Source organism: Pseudomonas sp., from assembly GCF_033723075.1.
GTDB lineage: Bacteria > Pseudomonadota > Gammaproteobacteria > Pseudomonadales > Pseudomonadaceae > Aquipseudomonas.
Window position 1 is genome coordinate 95385 of the sequence record NZ_JAWVXU010000002.1, and the last position, 22529, is coordinate 117913.

The window sequence follows — 22529 nt, forward strand, 5'->3', positions numbered from 1 at the left end:
AACAGATGACCGAAGACCTCTACCTGCAACAGCTGCATGCATTGCAGACCGCCGCCTGGCCGGCTGGCACCCCGCGCGAGCCGTCTTACCCGCACGGCCAGCAGCCGCTATCCGAGTACCTGCGCGCCTGGGCCCGCCTGCAGCCCGAGGCGCCGGCCCTGGACTTCTACGGCCTGTCCCTGAGCTATGCCGAACTGGATCGCCTGCCCGATCGCTGCGCCGCGCTGCTGGTGGAGCTGGGGGTCGCGCCGGGGGATAGGGTCGCGCTGTTCATGCCCAACTGTCCGCAACTGCATATCGCCTTCTACGCCATCCTCAAGTGCGGTGCGGTCTATGCGCCGGTCAGCCCGCTGAGCAAGGCGCTGGAGCTGAGCTACCAGCTCAAGGACAGCGGCGCGCGGGTCATTCTCTGTTTCGACCAACTATTGCCGCTGGTACGCGCGGTGCGCGAGGACTGCCAGCTTGCCCAGGTGCTGGCGACCAGCCTGTCCGAGCTGTGCCCGGCCGAGCCGAGCATCCCGGTGCCGGAGCTGCTGCTGGCGGCGAAGATCACGGGAGACGACTTCATCGACTTCTACCCGGCGCTGACGGCCTGCAAGGCGCCAACGCCGACGCACCGCCCACAACTGGACGACATCGCCGCGCTCAACTACACCGGCGGCACCACCGGTCTGCCCAAGGGCTGCGTGCATAGCCACGGCGACATGCTCTACACCTGCGCCAGCTTCCTCGCGGTGGCCTTGCAACTGCGCCCGGACAGTGTGCTGCTGAACTTCCTCCCGGAATTCTGGATCGCCGGGGAGAACGCCGGCCTGCTGTTCCCGGTATTCAGCGGCTGCCAGCTGGTGCTGCTGGCGCGCTGGGACGCCCCGGCCTTCATGGCGGCGGTCGAGCACTACCGGGTCAGCCACTGCGGCCTGCTGGTGGACAACGCCGCCGAGGTGCTGGAACACCCACGGGTCGGCGACTTCGATTTCAGTTCGCTGCAGCAGACCGGCAGCATCTCCTTTATCAAGAAGCTCACCCCCGACTACCGTGCGCGCTGGCGCGCGCTGACCGGCACCAGCCTGTTCGAGTTCAGCTTCGGCATGACCGAGAGCCACACCTGCGACACCTTCACCGCCGGCCTGCAGGACGACGACTTCGACCTCAGGAGCGCGCCGACCTTCGTCGGCCTGCCGGTGCCGGGCACCCAGTTCAAGGTCTGTGACTTCGCCAGCGGCGAACTGCTGCCGCTCGGTCAGGAGGGCGAGCTGTGCCTGCGCAGCCCGTCGCTGCTCAAGGGTTACTGGAATCGCCCGGAGGAATCCGCCGCCGCGCTGCGCGACGGCTGGCTGCACAGCGGCGACCTCGGTCAGATCAGCGAACAGGGCTTTATCCGCTACCTCGGCCGGCGCAAGGAGATGCTCAAGGTCAACGGCATGAGCGTATTCCCCAGCGAACTGGAGGCCCTGCTCGGCCAGCACCCGGCGATCCTCGCCAGCGCCGTGCTCGGCTGTAGCGACGAACACAGCGGCCAGCGCCCGGTGGCCTTCGTGGTGCTCAAACCCGGCAGCGGCGCCAGCGCGGACAGTCTGCAGGCCTGGTGCCGCGAGGCCATGGCGGTCTACAAGGTGCCACAGATCCGCCTGCTCGACAGCCTGCCGCTGACCGCCACCGGCAAGGTGAAGAAGAACGAACTGGAAGCTCTGCTCTAGTCCCCCAATCAATCCAACCGGTGCGCACGGCGCACCCTACGGAGCCGCCATGCCCTTTGCCGCCCTGCTGATCGCCAACCGCGGCGAGATCGCCATCCGTATCGCCCGCGCCGCCGCAGAGCTGGGCATTCGCTCGGTGGCGGTGTACGCCGAGGACGACGCCGCCTCCCTGCATGTGCGCAAGGCCGACAGCGCGGTCGCCCTCGCGGGGCGCGGGGTGGCGGCCTATCTGGCCATGGACCAGCTGATCGCCATCGCCCGGGAACAGGGTTGCGCGGCGATCCATCCCGGTTACGGTTTTCTCGCCGAGAACGCCGAGTTCGCCCGCCGCTGTCAGGCCGCCGGCCTGTGCTTTATCGGCCCCAGCGCCGAGGTGCTGGAACTGTTCGGCGACAAGGCCGCCGCGCGCGCGCTGGCCGAACGCTGCGACGTGCCCTTGGTGCGCGGGCTCAATCACGCGGTCAGCCTGGCCGAGGCCCATGATTTTCTGCGCAGCCTGGGCGACGGCGGCGCGGTGATGCTCAAGGCCCTGGCCGGCGGCGGCGGTCGCGGCATGCGCCCGGTGTTTGCGGCCGCCGAGCTGGACCAGGCCTTCGCCCGCTGTCAGTCGGAAGCCCGGGCGGCCTTCGGCAGTGACTCGCTCTATATCGAGCAGTTGGTGGGCGATGCCCGGCATATCGAGATCCAGGTGCTGGGCGACCATACGGGCGCGGTCAGCCACCTGTGGGAACGCGATTGCAGCCTGCAGCGGCGCCAGCAGAAGCTGGTGGAGATCGCCCCCAGTCCGGATCTGCCGGCCGCCACCCGCGCGCGGATGATCGCCGCGGCGCTCAAGCTGGCCGGCGCGGCGCGTTATCAGGGCCTGGGCACCTTCGAGTTCCTGCTGGATAACCAGCAGCCCGAGCGCTTCTACTTTATGGAGGCCAACCCGCGCATCCAGGTCGAGCACACGGTCACCGAGCAGGTCACCGGCATCGACCTGCTGCAGACCCAGCTCAGGCTGGCTGCCGGGCACAGCCTGGAGCAACTGCATCTGCTGCCGCCGTCGCCGATCCATGGCTGCGCCGTGCAACTGCGGATCAACCTGGAAAGCATGAACGCCGACGGCGGTACCCGTCCGGCCAGCGGCACCCTGACGGCCTACGAGCCGCCCAGCGGCCCCGGCCTGCGCGTTGACGGCTACGGCTACGCCGGCTACCCGGTCAGCCCCGCTTATGACTCTCTGCTGGCCAAACTGATCGCCCACGCGCCGGACTACCCGAGCGCCCTGCGCCGCGCCTACCGCGCACTCTGCGAGTTCCGCCTGGAGGGTGTGGCGAGCAACCTGCACCTGCTGCAGAACCTGCTGCGTCTACCTGAAGTCGCCGCCAATCGGGTCAGCACGCGCTTCGTCGAAAGCCGGCTGGAGCAATTGCTGGCGCCCCAGCAGCAGGCCCATCCCCACCTGTTCTTTGCCGGCAGCCCGGCGGCTGCCGGTGCGGCGCAGCAGGCGCTCGATGCGCCGCCCGGCTGCCTGCCCTTGCACGCGCCGAGCAGCGGCGTGCTGGTGTGCCTGGAGGTGGCCGCAGGCGATGCCGTGGCGGTCGGCCAGAGCATCGCCGTGCTGGAGGCGATGAAGATGGAGTTCGTGGTCAGGGCCAGTCACAGCGGAATCGTCCGCGCCCTCGCCGTGCAGCCCGGCAGCGTGGTCGGCGAAGGCCAGCCGCTGCTGTTTATCGAACCGGCCGAGGTCGACGGCGATCAGGCCCGGAGCGAGCAAAGCCTGGATCTCGAACACATTCGCGCGGACTTGGCCGAAGTGCTCGAACGCCACGCCATTACCCGCGACGAACGCCGCCCGCAGGCCGTGGCCAAGCGGCGCAAGACCGGCCAACGGACGGTGCGCGAGAACCTCGCCGAGCTGCTCGATGACGGCAGCTTCAGTGAATACGGCGCCCTGGCCCTGGCCGCCCAGCGCCGCCGTCGTTCGCTGGAGGAGCTGATCGAACAGAGCCCGGCCGACGGCCTGGTGGCCGGCATCGGCACGGTCAACGCCGACTTGTTCGGCAGCCAGGCCGCGCGCTGCATGACCATCGCCTACGACTACACGGTGTTCGCCGGCACCCAGGGGGTGATGAACCACAAGAAGACCGACCGCATGCTCGGCCTAGCCGAACAGTGGCGCCTGCCCCTGGTGCTGTTCGCCGAGGGCGGTGGCGGCCGACCCGGCGACAGCGATTTCGTCGGCGTCGCCGGGCTCGACTGCCACACCTTTGTCGGCATGGCCAAATTGTCCGGGCTGGTGCCGCTGGTCGGGGTGGTCTCCGGCCGCTGCTTTGCCGGCAATGGGGCGCTGCTCGGCTGCTGCGATGTGATTATCGCCACGGAGAACGCGACCATCGGCATGGCCGGCCCGGCGATGATCGAAGGCGGCGGCCTGGGCAGTTTCAAGCCGGAAGAAGTCGGCCCGGTCAGCGTGCAGGGGCCTAATGGGGTCATCGACGTGCAAGTGGCCGACGAGACCGAGGCGGTGCGGGTGGCCAAGCAGTACCTGAGCTACTTCCAGGGACCGCTGGCCGACTGGCAGTGCGCCGACCAGCGCGAGCTGCGCCACTTGATCCCGGAAAACCGCCTGCGCGTCTACGACATCCGCCAGGTGATCGCCACCCTGGCCGACAGCGGCTCGGTGCTGGAGCTGCGTCGGCAGTTCGCCCCCGGCCTGATCACCGCCCTGGTGCGCATCGAAGGCCGGCCCTTCGGCCTGCTCGCCAACAACCCCGCGCACCTGGGCGGCGCCATCGATGCCGTGGCGGGCGACAAGGCCGCGCGCTTCATGCAGCTGTGCGATGCCTTCGACATCCCCATGCTGTCGCTGTGCGACACCCCCGGCTTCATGGTTGGCCCCGAGGCGGAGAAACAGGCCACGGTGCGCCATGTGTCACGCATGTTCGTCGCCGCCGCCAGCCTGACGGTGCCCTTCTTCACCGTGGTCTTGCGCAAGGGCTACGGCCTCGGCGCCCAGGCCATGGCCGCCGGCAGCTTCCACTCGCCGCTGTTCACCATTGCCTGGCCCAGCGGAGAGTTCGGCGCCATGGGCCTGGAGGGCGCGGTGCGCCTGGGCTTCGCCAAGGAACTGGCGGCCGTCGAGGAGCCCGGCGCCCGCCAGCAGCTGTTCGACAAACTGGTGGCCAAGGCCTACCAGAGCGGCAAGGGCATCAACATGGCCAGCTTTCTCGAGATCGATGCGGTGATCGATCCCCTGGAAACCCGCGCCTGGCTGCTGCGCGGGCTGAATGCCACGCCCGGGCCTGCGCCGCGCGACGGCAAGAAGCACCCTGTCGATACCTGGTAGCGCGCCCAGCGCAGCGCAAACCGCTCTCCCGGCCTCAGCGGCCGCCTGCCCTGCAAGGCGGCTAACCGGATCAGGCGCACATGAGCAGAGCGTCATCACGGCTCGAGGCCAACGCCGCTGGTCGCTCGGCCGGATCAGTTGCTGCGGATTTTCTCGACGATGGCGGTGGTCGAACTGTTTGCCACCAGCCCCAGCACCCGCACCTCACCACCGTAGGCGCTGACGATGTCGGCGCCGACCACCTGATCGATGCCGTAGTCGCCACCCTTGACCAGCACGTCCGGCTTGACCTCGCGCAGCAGGTTCTCCGGGGTGTCTTCGCTGAAGCTCACCACCCAATCCACCGCGCCGAGGCCGGCGAGCACGGCCATGCGCCGATCCACCGAATTGATCGGTCGACCCGGGCCTTTCAGGCGACTGACCGAGGCGTCGTCGTTGACCGCCAGCACCAGGCGATCCCCCTGGGCCCGGGCCTGCTCCAGGTAGGCCACATGGCCGGCGTGGAGGATGTCGAAACAGCCGTTGGTGAAGACGATCTTCTCGCCATGGGCGCGGGCGTCCTCGATGGCCAGCAACAGCTGATCCGGGCTCAGCACCCCACGTTCGGAACCTGCTTCGCGCTGGATCGCCCGACGCAGTTCCGGTGCACTGATGGCGGCGGTACCCAGCTTGCCGACCACGATACCGGCGGCCAGGTTGGCCAAGGCCACGGCCTGGGGCAATTCCTCGCCGGCGGCCAGGGAGGCCGCCAGGGTCGAGATCACCGTATCGCCGGCACCGGTGACGTCGAACACTTCACGGGCGCGGGCCGGCAGGTGCAGCGCCGGATGATCGGGGCGCAGCAGGGTCATGCCGTGCTCGCCGCGGGTAATCAGCAGCGCGCCCAACTCCAGCTCGCGCATCATGCGTGCGCCCTTGGCCACCAGTTCGGCCTCGTCGACGCAATGGCCGACGATGGTCTCGAACTCGTTGAGGTTCGGCGTGATCAGGCTGACGCCGCGGTAGATCGAGAAATCCTTGCCCTTGGGATCGGCCAGCACCGCAATGCCCTTGGCCAGCGCCGCCTGGATCAGCACCTGATGATTCTGCAGCGCGCCCTTGCCGTAGTCCGACAGCACCAGCACCTTGACCCCGGCGAGCAACGCCTCGACCTCGACCGCCAAGGCCGCGGCATCGGTATTGAAGGGCTGCTCGAAGTCCATGCGCAGCAGTTGCTGATGTCGGCTCATGACTCGCAGCTTGACGATGGTCGGTTGGCCGACGATCCGCTGGAAATGGGTCTTGACCCCCACCGCCTGCAGGCTGTCGCTCAGGCTGGCGGCCGCCTCGTCGTCGCCGGTCACGCCAACCAGCAGCGCCGGTGCACCCAGCGCGGCAATGTTCAGCGCCACGTTGGCCGCACCGCCCGGGCGGTCTTCGATCTGCTCGACCTTGACCACCGGCACCGGCGCCTCCGGCGAAATCCGCGAGGTGCCGCCATGCCAGTAGCGGTCGAGCATGACATCGCCCACCACCAGGACAGGGGCTTGGTCGAAACGGGGCATGGACAACTTCATGTGAACTCCGGTGGCCTCAAGTGGCGGGCGCGTAGTTTATCAGGCGATATCCAATGGCGCGCTTTCATCCAGTCCCAGCGCATGCAGGCGCGCATAGAAACCGTTCTGTTCGAGCAGACTGGCATGGGTGCCACGCTCGACGATCCGCCCCTGGTCCATGACCAGAATCAGGTCGGCTTTCTCGATGGTCGACAGGCGATGGGCGATGACCAGCGTGGTCCGCCCCTTCATGACCCGATCCAGGGCGGCCTGAATATGCCGCTCGGATTCGGTATCGAGGGCCGACGTCGCCTCATCCAGCACCAGAATCGGTGCGTCCTTGAGCAGCGCCCGGGCAATCGCCAGACGCTGACGCTGACCGCCGGAGAGCAGCACGCCATTCTCGCCGACTTCGGTATCCAGCCCCTGCGGCAGCTTGTCGATGAATTCCTTGGCGTAGGCCGCCTCGACCGCCTGTTCGATAGCCTCACGCGGCGCATCGGCCAGGTCGCCGTAAGCGATGTTATTGGCCACGCTGTCGTTGAACAGGGTGACCTGCTGAGTCACCAGGGCGATATGGCGGCGCAGGTTACGCAAGGTGTAGCTTTCGACATCCACCCCATCGAGCAGAATCTGCCCGGTCTCATGGTGATAGAAACGCGGAATCAGGCTGGCCAGGGTCGACTTGCCGCTGCCGGAGCGCCCGACCAGGGCGATCATCTGCCCGGGTTCGGCGCTGAAGCAGATATCGTTGAGCACCGGCTTCTCGGCACCAGGGTACTGGAAGCTCAGATTGCGCACCTCCAGACGACCACTGACCCGCTCGAGCTCGACCGTGCCGCGGTCGACCTCGGGGGCTTCATCGAGCTGCTCGAAGATGCTGTCGGCGGCAGCCAGGCCTTTCTGAATAGTCGCACTGACCTCGGAGAGCTGGCGGATCGGCTTGGGCAGCAGACCGGCAGCGGTGATATAGGCCACCAACTCGCCGACCGACGCATCGCCGCGCATGTAAAGCACCAGATACATCAGCACCGCCATGGCGCTGAAAATCACCAACTGCAGCATCGGCGTATAGACCGCCTGGGTCCGCGTCATCTTCAGTGACTTGTTCATATTGTCGGCGCTGGAGCGATGAAAACGCTGCTGCTCGTAGGTTTCACCGCCAAAACTGCGCACCACCCGATAGCCCTGAATGGTTTCGGAGGCGACATGGGTGACATCACCCATCGCCTCCTGGATCTTCTTGCTTTGCTTGCGAAATTTCTTGCTTGCCGACCCCACCATCAGACCAATCACCGGCAGTATGCTGAGCAGCACCAGGGTCAATTTCCAATTGATGTAGAGCAGATAACCGAACAGAAATACGACCGTCAGTCCCTCGCGAATCACCACCTTGATCGCATCGGTCGCGGCGCCGGTGACCATGGTCACGTTATAGGTGATGCGCGAGATCAGATGACCGGAGTTGTGACTGTCGAAATAGCGATTGGGCAGGGTCAGTAGATTGTCGAACAAGCTGCAGCGCAGATCGTGCACCACTCCACGCGCCACCTTGGCCAGGTAATAGTTGCCCAGAAATGAGCCTATGCCCTGATAGAGAGCAATGAGTACAATCAGCAACGGCACGCCGTAGATCATCGGCACCCCGAGCAAGGTAGCGTGCTCAGGGTTCTGCAAACCGTCCAGGAACAGCTTGAGCATATGCGCCAGCATCGGCTGACTTGAGGCAAACAGCAGAAAACCGATGATGCTAACGGCGAAAGCGCCCCAATAGGGGACGACATACTTCAGCAATCGCAGGTAGACCTTCAAACTGGATTGCTGTGCGGAGTTGGCCATTAGGCGAGCCTCGTACGACTGGCTAGAGAGACAAGATGCGGATTGTAACAGCGCAGGAACTGGAAAGTTGGCTGACCAGCGGCAAGGTACTGGAAAAGGATGCACGCGGCCCCAAGGTGGTCGCGCTGGACAACGGGCTGTTTCTGAAGATATTCCATACCCGTCAGTATCCATGGCTGGCGCGCTTGCAACCGGCCGCCAAGCGATTCGAGCGCAATGCGCATCTGCTAAAGCAACTGGGTATTGCCAGCCCCTCAATCGAGGAAACGTTCTGGCTGGATCCCGGCCGCGGCCTGAGCGGATGCATATACAGCCCCTTGCCGGGTATCGCACTGGAGCAGGTCTATAGCGATTGCCCACAGCGCTTCAACGAACTACTGCCGCGCCTGGCAGAGTTCATCAAGCATCTGCATGGCAAAAGGGTCTACTTTCGCTCCCTGCACCTCGGTAACATCCTTCTGCTACCCGATGAGCGCTTCGGGCTAATCGACTTCCTGGACATGAAACGCAACCTACTGCCTTTGAATGCATGGCAGATTCAGCGAAATTTCAAGCATCTCGAAAACTATCTGGGCCGCAAAAAGCTGGAGGGCTTTCCCCTGCGAGAGCTTTTGAAACTCTACGAAGAACAGCACTGATAGCCACGGCGTTACTGCGCCCTTGCACCACACAGTTTTATCCGCCGACCATGTGACATGCCTGCCCGGCTGATTTCCAGCTTGCGCGAAATACGTAGCGTCTTGCATGCGTAGGGAGGTAAAAATCAGCCCTGCCATTGAGTCAGCTTTCGCCAAACGGCTCCCAGCCTGTAGGCATACAGCCCAGCTATTGCGGCTAGACGCTCCGGCAGCTTGCGCAATGCGTGCCAGGCATTACTGAGCGGACTCTTGCCCCTGCGCTTGCGCCAGCTCCCGGCATACAGATGCCTGGCCAACGGTCGAATCGTGCCTGGAGCCTGGCCACGAGCATCTGACAACCGGCCGATGGCCAATACCTGTTCGGTACCGCGCCGCTCATCTTCACCTGAACCGGAAAAGCCCTGTGCGAGCAGCAGGCGACTTACCTCGTTAACATTTACCAGCTCCGACAAACCCGCCTCATTGAAAGGAGTGCGTTCATAGTACTCAAGCATCAGCGATGGCAACCAATGCTCAGCCGTAACCCCAATAATCGAAGTTGCAAAACGCTGCCTGTCCTCCAGCCCTATAAACAGGTCAAGATCGAGCAGCGCATCGAAGCGTCCACACACCTCGACGTCGACATCCAAATAAATACCGCCATGCGCCTGCAATATGGACATACGGGCGTAGTCGGAGACGAATGCGTAAAGCCCGGCCGCATAGGCCGCTGACGTAAAGGGGTGGTGCGCAGGATCGAAGTTGGACTCATCCCAACGCACTATTTCATAGTCAGGCAAGTGGTAGGCCCATGAAGCCAGACAACGCCTGGCTTGCAGGGGCAGCGGCCGCCCGCCGAACCAGCAGTAGTGGATTTTCCGCGCGATCATTGAACGACTCCTGTTGGACTGAATAGGCAACCCTGATCCCCCTTCAGGGGTGCAACTGGCCCCAGGCCATGGTCACGCCGCATGTCATCAAGCCACTCGTATAGCTGTGAAACGCGAGCCTCCAGGACTAACCCACTGGATAATTGCCCTTCCTGAACGGCCCGATGGCTCAGATCTCGAGCCAGGCGCCCAAGGGCTGACTTCACCGGCCAACCAGGAGGGGTAACAGTGCTCCACTTACCTTTTCCCAAGCCACCTCTGGCCAATCCGGCCTTCAATCCAGCCCCAGATGCTTCAGCGCGGACTTGTCGGACAGATAATGCGAGGGATCATAGAAGCCCTGAAGCGTGGCAATCTCCAGCGGCAAGTCGACGCCTCGCTCCAGTAGAACCACTTATCCGGCTCCGGCACCGAGAACCAGAATCCGCGTCATATCTTGGTACCGACGCCCAGCAAGGCTAAATCCTCCCATGGAAGACCGCTAAGTAGCTGACTCCACATCCAGGCATTGAGCTCATTCCCGACATTAACGCTACCGATCGGATAAACCACCTTCACAGAGAGTCTTCTTCAAGATACGTCCCCACTGGCTTCCGCGCACTCCCAGCCAATCCAGCCGTCATCGCCAGACAAATGAAAAGAGGTAACCAGACGACAAACCATTCTTCCCTGGGCTTAACCCAGGGGCCAATTCCATCGGTGAACAGCGCAATGGCGCTGAATCCATACAGGACGCACAAGGCAAGGCCATTGGCGGAGTCGCGCCACGCCAGAACCCTCAGAAACACTGCTAGTTGCAGGCTCAACCAGAGTGCGAGCCCTATAGCGCCGAACCGTATGGCGATGTGCAGATACAGGTTATGCGCATGCTCAAAGAATGTTTTCAGCTCGGCGACCGGCAGCCGGTAGTCTGCGCCAACGCCCAACCCCAGCCACGGATGGTTGAGGAACTGCTGATAACCGGCCTGGAGAAGCTGTGGACGATAGGACAAGCCACCACGCAGCAAGACCTCCGGCATGAGCCACACAGCCAGAGCTGCAACCGATATCCCGCAGCACAGCAGCAACAGGGTGCGTCGGCACGGCCTGCACACACAAGCGAAAGCAAGGGCACCCACAAAGGCGAGCAAAGGCCCTTTGCTCTTGGACATCAACAGGAAAACCACGATCCCCAGGCACGCAACCAACCACATCCAGGTGCGCATGCGGGCTGGAAGATACTCGCGCAGAAACAGCAGTAGCAGGCCCAAGGCGCCAATGACCTGGGAAGCCAGTATCGTATGATCCAGGTGCCCAAGCGCCACAACCCGATCGCCCAAGGGTCTCGCGTGCCAGCCATAGAAGCTGATCAAGGCAGCCCATGACAGCAGGCCAGTCAGCAGAGCGGACAGTGCTACAAGACGCCAAAGCAAGCGGCTATCGAATGATGCCAGGGCAACCCAGGCATTGGCTGCAAGGAATACGTACAGTATGACCTTGAGGCGCCCTGCGTCCCCCCCCCAGAACACCGATAGCGCAGTCCAGCTGGCGAACAACATCAGTAGCGCCAAGAGAGGCCGATCCCAATTTCGGCGAACCTCCGGCACTATCAACAGCGCCAACAGCCCCGGCAGCCAGGCAAAGGCAATCAGCCCCTGATGATAGAGCTTGTTGGTGGGAAGCACCTGCATCCCCAGCAGCAGCCAGCATAGGCCGATACCAAGCCACACACGGAAAATGGCTCGTGCATCGAGTACAGCCCAACACCCCTGTGTCAGATCAAGCGGTCGTTTCAATTGAAAAGCTCTCCATAGCGCAATTTGGCCAGCCAACGACGAAGACGCTGGCGCGTCTTGAGCTTGGGCTTGCGCTCGACCTGCTCGATATCGCTCATGTCCAATAGGCGCTGGCGAGCCAGCATGGGCTCGACCATAAAGGCCCGCACACTGGGCAACAACTGTTCGGAGTAATACCAGTCGAGAGGCAACCCGGAAGCCGGGGCCTCGGCAAGAATGCGCTCATAAAGGCTGGCACTGACCACATAGGCATGGGCTAGGCGTACCCGATCGACCGCACGGAGATTGCTCGAGACCCGCCTGCGCAGGCTGCCCTTCTTCAGGGTGCCGCCCAGATACAGCAGGTCCCATTTCTGATCGTCCAGTTGAGCGGCAACGCGGCGCAAAACCACCTTTGTGTAACTCTCGAATTCGCAGTCGTCTTCCAGAATCAGCACCGAAGCCTTGCCGCACTCGCGGGCCCGACTGATCACCGCCAGATGGCTGTGCATGCAGGCCCAGGTAGCCTGCAGCTTGTGCTCGAAGGTCGGCCCAGGCCCGTCCACCCGCAGGAGAAAGTCACCCAGCGCCTGTGGAGGTGGATTATCGGCCAGATCCCCAATGCCGATCGCGCAAAAGCGTTCCGCCTCCAGCCCGGCGGACTGGAGGTTGTCCTGCATGCACGCCCAGCGATCCGGCCGACTGTCCAGATTGATCACATAGGCACAATCGGCAATGCGCCTGATCGGCTCCGGAGTAGTGGCTTTCAACTTGTCGTTATCCATTAGCATTTATATATCCACAGTCCCGACCAGTGACTGACTTTCGATCACCTCGCCGGCCAGCAGTCGCTCCAGCAGCTCCAGGGTTCGTTCGAGACCGGCCACCCCCTGAGCGAGGTGATAGTCGGCAAAACGCCTCGCAGCTTCACAATTTTGCACATACTCTGCCTCGATTTGCCGGCCACGCCGCTCCATTCCCTCGGGCGAATCCACGCAGCCTCCAAAGTATTGCTCCTGGGCGAAAATATCGGCCTGCCCGCTGGCATTGGCGTAGATCACCGGGCGCCCCGCCAGCGCCGCCTCAATCACCGCATTGGACATGATATTGACCACCAGCGAAGCGCGCCCGAGCGCCTCGGCCAGACTGCACTCGCGGGGCAGGACCTCAAGGTTGGAAAGTTCCGCGACAGCCTGCCGCCAGAAAGGCACCTGGCTGCGCGGGTGGGCCTTAACCAGCACCCGGTACTCGGGGTGGCCGGTCGCCCAGTCGCGCAGTAGAGCGTAGGTACGCTGGTAACCGGCTTCCTTCTCCTTGTCCGGACCGACGCCCAGGACCAGCATCACCCGCTGAGCAGGTTCGGCCAGAGGCTGGTCATAAGATCGGTCGATCATATGCGAGCCAGCGAGGACCGCCTGGGAATCGCCGAAACGAAGCGATCGCGCCTGCAGCGCCTGCAGTGAGCTCTGGCCGAACAGGAAATAGTAGTCATAGTCATTCATCCCCAGCCGCCTCGATGCCTCCAATGTGGTCGCATGGGCGAGGTGTACCAGCAGGCTGCCGCGTGAATTGAGGGCCAAGCGCAGGAAAGGCGAATACAGGCTGCCATTGCGATCGTTGAGCAGCACCTTTGGTCGATATCGCGACACCAGCCACTCGGCATGAGCGGCATAGCCGAAATAGCGCAGCGGAACGGCCGCGGGGGGGCGGGCCAGCAGACGCTGGCGGAGGATGATCCCGACCTCCTGCAGTGCAGTTTCCACCAGGCTGTGACCGCGCTGGGCAAGCGCCTCGATCAGCAGCTTCTTGCGCCGCAGTTTGATCACCTTGGGCGCAGACTGCAGCAGCAGGAAGTCACAGGATTGCGCGTCGATGTGCATTGCCAGGCGCAGGCGGGCGCCCAGGCCGAAACAGAGGTCGACAAGCGCCTCGCGGACAAAGCGCAGAGTGCTGCCGAGGCGACCGTGCCGTTCGCGCAGCAGCAGCCAGCGGTAGCGATCCAGCTGCCGGGCCTTCACCTGCCAGGGTGTTTCAACTTTCACTGTGGTTGGTACCGAATGCATGGAAACCCTGGGCATCGACCCGCCAGCACTGTGAGGCCGCCAACGCCTTCAACCCTTCATCTGGCTGACGGGGGAGAGCCTTCCATTCGTTGTTTTTCCAGCCCAGAAAATGCAGGTAGGGGAAGGTCATCTGCCCATCCTTGGCGTTATGCAGAACGCCCTTATGCCACACCCAAAACGAAGGAAACTCTCGCGTACCGTCTGTCCAGCATCGCGACGAGTTAGGTGTGCTGAACGCTTCCCTGAACTCGGCAACCCGCCGCCAGGGATTGAGCAACCCGACCAGTTTGAACAACGGCCTGGGGAAGTTTTTGCGCCACAGGAACAGCCGGGTAAAGCCGCCCTCGTCCAGCGCATGATTTCTCTGATCCTCAAGCCGCTGTTGGAAGTCACGAATTTTCCAGAACAGCTCACGCAATGGTTTTTCGTTGCGCAGCAAACACAGATGGCCCGATACGCGGCGTTCGTGAGTGGAAAAGAACTTCAAGCGATGTAGTTTCTCCGCGGTGAAATAGGCCCGTAAGTCGCCATAGATCAGGTCGAGATCACTGAACCCCCAGTAGTCATACCCCTTAATCTCGGCCTCATGGATGAATCCCAGGGCAGGCTTGAGGTCGCAGAGCTTGTAGGGGTTTGCCGGGGCGAACAGAAACCCCAGTCGCGAAGAGACAAAACGGCAGTAGTCCTCAAAGCCGATACGCTGCTGCCGGACATTATCCGGCAGATCATCAAGCTCCGCGCAATCACCGATCAACAGCCAGTCGATATCCGGGTTGCACCGACAGCTTTCGATGAAAAAAGGCATCCAGAACGGCCACTGACCGAAATAAGGGATCAGCAAGATGATGCTCGGTGGGTTACGCACAGCTAAAGTCCTCGGCATAAGTCCCAGAAACGGGATCTGACGGCTTCATCGGCGAAGGATTCACGCAATCGCAGCAACGCTGGCTGCACCTGTGCTTCGGCCTTGGCAAGCGCCTGCAACTCGCCAGCAAGCGCCGCGGCATCGCCCCACGGAAACAACTGCCCGACCCCCTCCACCACTTCCCGCCCACCGCCACAATCGCTGCAGACCAGCGGCACGCCCGCGGCCATGGCCTCCAGCAACACCATGCCGAAGGGCTCGTGGTCGGAACTCAGGACGAAGGCATCGAAAGCCTTGAAATAACGCCGAGCATTTGGCACCTGGCCGAGAAAACGCACCGACGCGGCCACGCCCAGCTCAGCGGCCAGCGCCTTCAATTCAGCCTCCAGGCGGCCGCTGCCCATGATCGCCAGTAGGCTGCCGGCCGGCAACTGCGGCAAGGCGCGGGCGAAACCGCGGATCAGGGTGGCCTGGTCCTTGTCCGGGTGCAGGCGACCGACATTGCCGACGACCCAGGCGTCCTGCGGCAGTTCGAGGGTTTCACGGGCTGTCTCGCGACTAACCTGTTCGGCCTGTACCGCCTCGACATCGATGCGGTTGTACAGGGTTTCGATGCGTTCGGGCGCCCAGTCAGGCAGGTGGCCGCGCATCTCGTCGCGCACGGCGTTGGATACACCGAGCAGCAACAGGCGCGGCCTGAAGCGGTTGATAAACAGGCGACGCGAGAAGCGGCTGTATACGCCAAAGGCATGGTGCACGCCGATCACCGGCAGCTTGCAGGCGAGCAAACTGATGTAGATCGGTTTGAAACGGTGGGCGATGCAGAATTTGAAATCGCGGCCCGCGACGATTCGCCTGATATCGCGGATCGCTTTCAGCTTGAGGCCGCGAACCTCGCGGCTCGAGTAGTCGAGAAAGATCACTTCGTCGGAGGCCGAGCCAGCCTCCACCTCGGCACTGGGCGCGCCGGTCAGGTAGACCGTCGTCACCTTGTATTCAGTGCCGGCGAACAGCACAGCATATTGCCGGGCGCAGTCGAGGAAAGGCCCGTCATAGCCGTGACAGAGTTGCAGGACGCGCGGCTCAGGCCTGCTCATGCCAGTCCATGCCGTCCTTCACCACCAGAATATCTTCCATGATCAGGTACTGCAGATCGGAGCCGTAGAACATGTTCAGCGCGTCGGTGGGCGAGCAGATCATCGGTTCGCCGCGGCGGTTCAGTGAGGTGTTCAGCGACACGCCGTTGCCGGTGAGTTTTTCCAGTTCGAGCATCATGTCGTAGTAGCGCGGGTTGTATTCGCGCTTGAGCACCTGGGCGCGCGAGGTGCCGTCTTCGTGGACCACTTCGCTGACGCGGGTCTTCCATTCCTCGTTGACTTCGAAGGTGAAGGTCATGAACGGCGATGGATGATCGACCTTGAGCATCTGCGGACCGACGGTGTCGAGCATCGACGGGCAGAAGGGCCGCCAGCGCTCGCGGAATTTGATCTGTTCGTTGATCCGGTTGGCCACCCCGGGGATGCTCGGGCAACCGACGATCGAGCGGCCGCCGAGGGCACGCGGGCCGAACTCCATGCGCCCCTGGAACCAGGCCACCGGGTTGCCCGCGACCATGATCTCGGCGATGCGCTGCGGCATATTGTCGATCTGTTTGTATACCGGCTTGCTCGGGTGCTTGGCGCAGGCGGCGATCACGTCTTCGTTGGAGAAGGACGGGCCGAGGTAAACGTGCTCCATCTTCTCCACCGGCACGCCGCGGGCATGCGACACAAAGGCGGCCGCGCCGACCGCGGTGCCGGCGTCGCCGGAAGCCGGCTGGACGAACAGTTCCTTGACCTCGTCGCGGGCGATGATCTTCTGGTTCAGCTTGACGTTCAGCGCGCAGCCGCCGGCGAAGGCGATCTTGCCGGTTTCCTTGAGGATGTCGCCGAGGTAGTAATCCATCATCTGCAGCGCCAGCTTCTCGAACAGCGCCTGCATGCTGGCGGCATAGTGGATATAGGGGTCGTCGGCGATATCGCCGACCCGCTTGGGCCCCAGCCACTCGATCAGCTTGGGCGAGAAGTAGAAACCCTTGCCCTTCTCTTTATAGCGGCGCAAGCCGATGACGTTGGCGTACTCGGTGTTGATGATCAGTTCGCCGTTCTCGAACTTGGCCAGGCGGGAGAAATCGTACTTGCTGGCGTCGCCGTAGGGCGCCATGCCCATGACCTTGAATTCGCCGTCGAGCATCTCGAAACCAAGGAATTCGGTGATCGCGCCGTACAGACCGCCAAGGGAATCCGGATCGAAGAATTCCTTGATCTTGTGGATCTTGCCGTTCTCGCCGTAGCCGAAGAAGGTGGTGGCGTACTCGCCCTTGCCATCGATGCCGAGGATCGCGGTCTTCTCCTTGAAGCCGGAGCAGTGGTAGGCGCTGGACGCGTGGGCCAAGTGGTGCTCGACCGGCTCGATCTTGATCTTCTTCGGGTCGAAGCCGAGTTGTTCCAGGCACCAGACGATCTTGTTGCGGTAGCGCTTGTAGCGGCGATTGCCCATCAGGATCGCGTCCAGGGCGCGATCCGGGGCGTACCAGTAGCGCTTGGCATACTTCCAGCGCGCCTCGCCGAACAGGCTGATGGGGGCGAAGGGAATCGCCACCACGTCGACGTCGCTCGGCTTGATCCCGGCCTGTTCCAGGCAGAACTTGGCCGATTCGTAGGGCATGCGGTTCTTCGCGTGCTTGTCGCGCACGAAGCGCTCTTCTTCGGCGGCCGCGATCAACTTGCCGTCGATATACAGGGCGGCGGAAGGATCGTGACTGAGAGCGCCGGACAGGCCAAGAATCGTCAGTGCCACAGGTGAAAGCCTCTATTCAGGGCAGGTGCCGGGCACCTGCGGTAAACGTTCGTCGAGCAACTGGAACAGCCTTGAATCGGCCGGCCAGTTGCGCAGAAAGCGGGCGCGGTCGCGGGCATAGGCCCGGGCGAAACTGTGCGCACTCAGGTGTTGCTGCATGGCATCCAGGTCGATCAGAACCCAGCGCCCGTCCTGCCAGAGCAGGTTGCTGCCCTTGAAATCGCCATGACTGATGCGCTCGCGCAGCAGGGCCGCGAACAGCAGATCCAGCGCCTGGAGCTCGGCCTCGGGCGGCGAAGCGGCCTCCCCCGGCGCGTCCAGGCAGGGCTTGAAGCGCGCGATTATATCCTCACCTGCAGCGTATTCGGTAATCAGATAGGCCCGCCGCCGCAGCCACAGGGTGCGCAGCTCCAGCAGGGCCAAGGGCTTGGGCGTGGCGATGCCGAGAAAGTCCAGGCGATTGCCCTCCACCCAGCTGTGCCAGGCGCGGCTGGGTCGCCAGAAACGCTTGAGCCAATGGGCGAAGCCCTTGATGTTGTAGCGTTTGACCACCAGCTGGCGGCCGGCCTGCTCGACCAGCGCCACCGTGGAGGTGCCACCGAGCTTGAGCGCTTGGCCGGCGGCGATGACCGCATCCGGATCGGTCAGCAATGGCGCCAAGCGGCTCTCATCCTGGCGCCGCACCACCCGCAGGATCGACGCACCGCGACGCGCGCTGAACAGGCTGCAGTCGCGGCCGATCTTGCGCAGGTAGTCGCGCAGGCGCCAGCGGCGAACCTTGCCAATCTCCTTGAGCAAGGCCTCCACCGGCAGCGCATGCTCGCCGTTGGCCAGCAGGTAATGCACCAGCAGCTCTTCGATAAACGACTCCAGCTCGACCGGCAGCTGGGCGAAGAATACCCCGAGATTTTCCAGCACCTTGTCCCGCGACAGCGGCTGGCCAGGCGTTTCGCCGCGTACGCCGCCGCCATCGATCACCTGCAGTTGACCGTCATGCCGCAGCAGGTTGTCCAGGTGCAGGTCGGCTTGCCACAGGCCCTGGCCGTGCAGCCGGGCCACCAGCGCCAGGGCCTCGGCGAGCACGGTCTGCTGGTCAGCGGACAGCAACGGCTGCCCCTCGACCGCACGCCAGGCATCCCCCAGGCTCTCGGCGTTATCGAGGTACTCGAACAGCAGCCAGCCGCCCTCGCCTTCGCGCAGGCCATCGGCCAGCAGCAGCGGCGTCGGCAGGCCCTGCCCGGCGAGCAGGCGAGCGCCGTCCAGTTCACGCTGGAAGGCGCGTGCCGCTTTGCCGCCCACCAGCAGCTTGGCCAGCACCCTGCGCCCACGCCATTCGGCCACGCCGACATAGCGCTGCCCGGGCAGCACGCGCAGCAGCTGCTCCAGCACCAGGGTGGCGGGGCCGGCAGCGTCCGCCAGCTCGACAGGCAGTGGCAACTGCGGGCTGCGCCCGGCCCGAGTCAAGTCGCGGAGCGTCATCGGCGCGCCGTCCTGCTTCATCGACTTCATCGACGCGCCTCCTTATCCCGCCGGCGGCTGCCGAGGCGTTGCCACCAATGTTCGACATCGGCGGCCGCACCCAGATAAGCGCTCAGCAACTGGCGCACCTCGCTTTCGCTCCAGAGGCTGGCTCGGCGCAGCAGCGGCTCCAGATCCTTGATCCGGTCACGCTCACCGAACAGCAGCGGCCGGGTCTTTTCCAGGTCGATCAATTGCGCGCTGAACGCGTCGGCATCCCGCCTGAGGAAAATATGTTTGGGGTAGAAGCAGCCATGCATCTGCCCGGCGTCGTGCAGGCGCCGCGCCAGTGCGCCGCAACTGCGCAGAATGCCCGCGCGCTCGCTCTCGGCGCGCTGCTGCCAACCCTCCAGCAGCGCCTCCAGGTCCTGCCAGCCATCCAGGGCGCGGGTCAGCAGAATCGCCCGGCGCTCGCCGGCCACCCGCCGCTGGGCGAAAAACGCCGCCTGCAACGCCGGAATCCCCAGGCGCTGGTAACGCTGGATATTGCGAAACTCGCGGGCAAAGGTCGGCTCCCCCAACGGACAGGTCAGCCGACGGGTCAGGTGATTGCTCTGGCGCTTGAGGTAGAACGCGGCCTCGCCCAAGTCCAGGCGATAGACACTGCTCCAGCCGCCGCGCTCGGTGTTCGGTTCGTCCACCGCCTCCAGCTTGAGCGCCCAGAGCGCGTCATAGTTGGCCAGGCCGTGGCGTTCGAGCAGCGCACGATCCTGCTCGGCGATAAAATCCTTCATTCGCGGCCCTCGAAATAGCGGACGATCTGCCGCACACGGCGCTTGTCCGCCGCATTCAGGCGCTGCCGACCGCGGTACTGCAGATAGAAACGCAGGCGCTGGGTGCGCGACAACTTGTACTTGGCCACCTTGTCCAGGCAGGCCAGGTCCTTGACGATGCGATAGCGCAACAACGGCCCCCACCAGAAGGCGCCGGTCGGACAGTCGATGAGAAACAGCTCGGACTGATCGTTGACCAGCAGGTTGCGCCACTTCAGGTCGTTATGGGTGAAGTGATGGTCATGCAGGGTTCGGGTCGCCGCGGCCAGCTGCTGGCTGATCCGCGCCACCCAGTTACGGTCGCGCAGGCAGGCCGCATCGCGCTGCGCCAACTGCGCCAGGTCCTCGGTGGCAACCAGCTCGCGGGTAATCAGGGCGCCGCGAACGAAGGCGCCGGCCTTGCGCTCCAGCCCGTAGGCGACGATGGGCGCCGTGGCGATGCCCCACTTGGCAAAATACTTGAGGTTCTGCCACTCGGCCTTGACCCGCGGCCGCCCGATAAAGCGGCGCAAGCCTTTGCCGGCACCGTGATAGCGTTTGACGTAGTAGCGCACGCCCTCGTACTCGACGCGCAACACCTCGGACAACGGGTCGCGGGTGATGCACTCGCCTTGCAGGGCGAACACCGCATCCAGATCGGTAAACGCCGCCGCCGCCCGCGGTGACACCTCATCGCTCAGCCGCCACTCACTCATGACTGGCACCCGGCGCATATTTGCGCGCATAGCGGGCCAGCAGCTTGTCCGCCTTGCGCTGCAACCAGGCCAGCAGCGGCGCCTCGTCGCGCAGGGTCTGGCGTAGCGACTGCGGGCCCTTCAACTCGGCAAAATAACTGCGCAGAAAGCGCAGCTTGTCGCACCGGGTCAGGCCGATATTCAGGGCCGAGAAATACAGCCCCGCCAAGTCCTTGTTGCGCCAGCGCAGCGGCAAGCTGGCGTGGATCTGCGCGCGATGCAGGTCGATCAGCGACAGGCGCAAATCGCTCGCACTGACCGGCTTGTCGGTGTGCAGCAGGAAGTGGCAGATATAGCAGTCGCGATGATTGACCCCGGCGCGGTGCATGCGGCCGGTCATCTTCGCCACTTCGGCAATCAGCGCGCGCTTGAGCGCGGGCGCGGGCGGGTTCTGCAGCCAGTCGAGGCTGAAGTCCTCCAGGCTGACGGTGGGCGCCAGCTCCTCGGTGACGATAAAGGAATGCTGCTGCGCCGGATTGCTGCCGCGCTCGCCATAGGCCACCGCGGTCATGGTCGCCACGCCGACTTCCTGCAGGCGCTGGATCGCCCGCCACTCCTGCCCCGCGCCGAGCACCGGCCACTTGGCGGTCAGCAGGTTCTTGGCGATCTCGCCCCAGCCGACGCCGCGATGGATCTTGACGAAATAGCCACGCCCGGCCACTTCGGTGCGCAGGGTGCGCCGCCCCTCCAGCTCGCGGTAGACCTGGCCCTGCAAGGCCTCCACTTCGGCAAAGGCATCCTTGCCGGCCCACAGGGTCTTGAAGGGTTCGGCGAGGATCAGGCGCATGTTTGCCACCCTTGCTGGCGGGTGCCTACATCCGTAGGGTGCGCCATGCGCACCAGTGAAGCGGCGATGCCAGCCTTGTGGTGCGCACGGCGCACCCTACACAAGAAGTTCATGGACGCTCCGCCAGGATCACATCGGCCGCCTTCTGCGGCATGGAATAGAGGTCGGCACAGTCGGCATAGGCCAGGCCGTTACGCCCCCAGAAGGCGCGGCGCCGATCGTCGGCGAGCATGTCGGCCAGGCTGTGATTGAGCCGTTGCTGGTCGAAGGGACTCGGCAGTACCCGCCCGGCATCCGCGTCGCGGATGTAATGGGCGTAACCGCAGACATCGGTGACCAGTACCGGCAGGCCGGCGACCAGCGCTTCGAGCAGCACGGTGCCGGTGTTTTCGTTGTAGGCGGGATGGATCAGCAGGTCGGCACCAAGCAGGAAGCGCGGAATATCGCTACGGCCCTTGAGGATCTGCACCTGTTCGGCAATCCCCAGCGCCTTGGCCTGCAGCTGAAAGCTACGCGGGTCGTCCTGACCGATGGCGATCAGTCGGGTGCGTTGGCGCAACTCGCGCGGCAGGGCGGCGACGGCTTTCAGGCTGCGATCCAGGCCCTTGGTCTTGAACCCGGAACCGATCTGCACCAGCAACAACTGGTCATCCGCCAGGCCGAATTCGCGACGGAACTCGGCGCGAATCTCGCCGGCATTGGCCGGCGCACGGCGATCCTGGGTGATGCCCGGTGGCAGCAGGTGAAAGCGCTGCCGCGGGGTGTGGTAATGCTTGACGAACAGCGGCTGCTGCACCTCGGAGATCATCAGGATTTCGGTCCTCGACTCGGGGGCGAACACCGCCCGCTCGTAGTAGGCGAAATGCTTGTAACGCCCCCATTTGCGGTAGATCGCGTTGCGCAGGGTCTGCGCCTTGTCCTCGAAGCACCCGTCGGCGGCGTAATACACATCCAGCCCCGGCATCTTGTTGAAGCCGATCACCCGGTCGACCGGACGCCTGGCCAGGTCGGACTCGACCCAGGCCGTGAGTTTCTCGTTGCGCTTGTGGTTGAACAGCGCCTTGACCGGCACCACCACTACCTCGAACCCCTCGGGCACGTCGCCTTCCCAGATCGGCGTATACACGCGAATCGCATGACCGCGCTGCTGGCACTCCAGGGCGATGCGCAGGAAATCGCGCTGCAGACCGCCGTAGGGGAAATACTTGTAGAGGATAAAAGCCAGTTGCATCAGGTGTGCCCTTCAATCGCGTAGCCCGAATACAACCCGGGAAAAATACTCGGTACC

17 protein-coding genes are annotated in these 22529 nt (G+C 63.8%); 3 read left to right on the forward strand and 14 right to left on the reverse strand.

What is annotated here, in order from left to right:
* The first annotated feature begins 5 nt into the window (after window positions 1–5).
* Window positions 6–1697, forward strand: a complete 1692-nt coding sequence (locus R3355_RS03075) for an AMP-binding protein (protein ID WP_318960004.1) — start codon at window positions 6–8, stop codon at window positions 1695–1697.
* Window positions 1698–1746: 49 nt separating this feature from the next.
* A complete protein-coding gene (locus R3355_RS03080; protein ID WP_318960005.1) occupies window positions 1747–5028 on the forward strand; it encodes a carboxyl transferase domain-containing protein in 3282 nt (1093 codons plus the stop codon).
* A gap of 134 nt (window positions 5029–5162) precedes the next feature.
* Here the strand turns inward: R3355_RS03080 and hldE are convergent, their stop codons facing one another.
* Window positions 5163–6584 carry a bifunctional D-glycero-beta-D-manno-heptose-7-phosphate kinase/D-glycero-beta-D-manno-heptose 1-phosphate adenylyltransferase HldE gene (hldE, locus tag R3355_RS03085; protein ID WP_318960006.1) on the reverse strand — a complete coding sequence of 474 codons (1422 nt, stop codon included), beginning with the start codon at window positions 6582–6584 and terminating at the stop codon, window positions 5163–5165.
* A 39-nt stretch (window positions 6585–6623) separates the two neighbouring features.
* On the reverse strand, window positions 6624–8402 hold the full coding sequence (msbA, locus tag R3355_RS03090) for a lipid A export permease/ATP-binding protein MsbA (protein ID WP_318960007.1): 1779 nt from the start codon (window positions 8400–8402) through the stop codon (window positions 6624–6626).
* Between the two features lie 35 nt (window positions 8403–8437).
* On the opposite strand from msbA, the gene R3355_RS03095 reads away from it, so the two are divergent.
* Complete coding sequence (locus R3355_RS03095; protein ID WP_318960008.1) at window positions 8438–9040, forward strand: toluene tolerance protein; 603 nt, start codon at window positions 8438–8440, stop codon at window positions 9038–9040.
* A 125-nt stretch (window positions 9041–9165) separates the two neighbouring features.
* On the opposite strand, the gene R3355_RS03100 is transcribed toward R3355_RS03095, so the two are convergent.
* From R3355_RS03100 to R3355_RS03155, 12 genes are all read right to left on the reverse strand, one after another.
* Window positions 9166–9909: a glycosyltransferase family 32 protein gene (locus tag R3355_RS03100; protein ID WP_318960009.1), complete on the reverse strand. Its 744-nt coding sequence runs from the start codon at window positions 9907–9909 to the stop codon at window positions 9166–9168.
* A gap of 554 nt (window positions 9910–10463) precedes the next feature.
* Window positions 10464–11684, reverse strand: a complete 1221-nt coding sequence (locus R3355_RS03105; protein WP_318960010.1) for an O-antigen ligase family protein — start codon at window positions 11682–11684, stop codon at window positions 10464–10466.
* Window positions 11681–12454 (reverse strand): glycosyltransferase family 25 protein, encoded by a 774-nt coding sequence (locus R3355_RS03110; RefSeq protein WP_318960011.1) that lies wholly within the window; start codon window positions 12452–12454, stop codon window positions 11681–11683. Before R3355_RS03110 ends, R3355_RS03105 begins: the two co-directional genes overlap by 4 nt.
* Window positions 12455–13543, reverse strand: coding sequence for a capsule biosynthesis protein (locus R3355_RS03115; protein WP_318960012.1), 1089 nt, complete (start codon window positions 13541–13543; stop codon window positions 12455–12457). It abuts the gene before it with no gap.
* 151 nt (window positions 13544–13694) lie between these two features.
* Entirely contained in the window at window positions 13695–14591 is an 897-nt protein-coding gene (locus tag R3355_RS03120) for a DUF6625 family protein (protein WP_318960013.1), read from the reverse strand.
* Window positions 14592–14593: 2 nt separating this feature from the next.
* Complete coding sequence (locus tag R3355_RS03125) at window positions 14594–15688, reverse strand: glycosyltransferase (RefSeq protein WP_318960014.1); 1095 nt, start codon at window positions 15686–15688, stop codon at window positions 14594–14596.
* On the reverse strand, window positions 15675–17429 hold the full coding sequence (locus R3355_RS03130; protein ID WP_318960015.1) for a carbamoyltransferase: 1755 nt from the start codon (window positions 17427–17429) through the stop codon (window positions 15675–15677). Before R3355_RS03130 ends, R3355_RS03125 begins: the two co-directional genes overlap by 14 nt.
* 12 nt (window positions 17430–17441) lie before the next feature.
* Window positions 17442–18908: a lipopolysaccharide kinase InaA family protein gene (locus R3355_RS03135; protein WP_318960202.1), complete on the reverse strand. Its 1467-nt coding sequence runs from the start codon at window positions 18906–18908 to the stop codon at window positions 17442–17444.
* Window positions 18909–18934: 26 nt separating this feature from the next.
* On the reverse strand, window positions 18935–19681 hold the full coding sequence (locus tag R3355_RS03140) for a lipopolysaccharide kinase InaA family protein (RefSeq protein ID WP_318960016.1): 747 nt from the start codon (window positions 19679–19681) through the stop codon (window positions 18935–18937).
* A complete protein-coding gene (locus R3355_RS03145; protein WP_318960017.1) occupies window positions 19678–20415 on the reverse strand; it encodes a lipopolysaccharide kinase InaA family protein in 738 nt (245 codons plus the stop codon). The genes R3355_RS03140 and R3355_RS03145 overlap by 4 nt, the downstream gene beginning before the upstream one ends.
* Window positions 20408–21241 carry a lipopolysaccharide core heptose(I) kinase RfaP gene (gene rfaP / locus R3355_RS03150; RefSeq protein WP_318960018.1) on the reverse strand — a complete coding sequence of 278 codons (834 nt, stop codon included), beginning with the start codon at window positions 21239–21241 and terminating at the stop codon, window positions 20408–20410. Before rfaP ends, R3355_RS03145 begins: the two co-directional genes overlap by 8 nt.
* A gap of 109 nt (window positions 21242–21350) precedes the next feature.
* On the reverse strand, window positions 21351–22472 hold the full coding sequence (locus tag R3355_RS03155) for a glycosyltransferase family 4 protein (RefSeq protein WP_318960019.1): 1122 nt from the start codon (window positions 22470–22472) through the stop codon (window positions 21351–21353).
* Window positions 22473–22529 lie beyond the last annotated feature (57 nt).

Excerpts from the sequence above, each read along its gene's own strand:
- R3355_RS03140 (WP_318960016.1), bottom strand. The coding sequence starts at position 19,681 with ATGAAGGATTTTATCGCCGAGCAGGATCGTGCGCTGCTCGAACGCCAC.
- R3355_RS03145 (WP_318960017.1), bottom strand. The coding sequence starts at position 20,415 with ATGAGTGAGTGGCGGCTGAGCGATGAGGTGTCACCGCGGGCGGCGGCG.
- R3355_RS03155 (WP_318960019.1), bottom strand. The coding sequence starts at position 22,472 with ATGCAACTGGCTTTTATCCTCTACAAGTATTTCCCCTACGGCGGTCTG.
- R3355_RS03115 (WP_318960012.1), bottom strand. The coding sequence starts at position 13,543 with ATGCACATCGACGCGCAATCCTGTGACTTCCTGCTGCTGCAGTCTGCG.
- rfaP (WP_318960018.1), bottom strand. The coding sequence starts at position 21,241 with ATGCGCCTGATCCTCGCCGAACCCTTCAAGACCCTGTGGGCCGGCAAG.
- R3355_RS03125 (WP_318960014.1), bottom strand. The coding sequence starts at position 15,688 with ATGAGCAGGCCTGAGCCGCGCGTCCTGCAACTCTGTCACGGCTATGAC.
- R3355_RS03075 (WP_318960004.1), top strand. The coding sequence starts at position 6 with ATGACCGAAGACCTCTACCTGCAACAGCTGCATGCATTGCAGACCGCC.
- hldE (WP_318960006.1), bottom strand. The coding sequence starts at position 6,584 with ATGAAGTTGTCCATGCCCCGTTTCGACCAAGCCCCTGTCCTGGTGGTG.
- R3355_RS03135 (WP_318960202.1), bottom strand. The coding sequence starts at position 18,908 with ATGACGCTCCGCGACTTGACTCGGGCCGGGCGCAGCCCGCAGTTGCCA.
- R3355_RS03080 (WP_318960005.1), top strand. The coding sequence starts at position 1,747 with ATGCCCTTTGCCGCCCTGCTGATCGCCAACCGCGGCGAGATCGCCATC.
- R3355_RS03110 (WP_318960011.1), bottom strand. The coding sequence starts at position 12,454 with ATGCTAATGGATAACGACAAGTTGAAAGCCACTACTCCGGAGCCGATC.
- msbA (WP_318960007.1), bottom strand. The coding sequence starts at position 8,402 with ATGGCCAACTCCGCACAGCAATCCAGTTTGAAGGTCTACCTGCGATTG.
- R3355_RS03095 (WP_318960008.1), top strand. The coding sequence starts at position 8,438 with ATGCGGATTGTAACAGCGCAGGAACTGGAAAGTTGGCTGACCAGCGGC.
- R3355_RS03100 (WP_318960009.1), bottom strand. The coding sequence starts at position 9,909 with ATGATCGCGCGGAAAATCCACTACTGCTGGTTCGGCGGGCGGCCGCTG.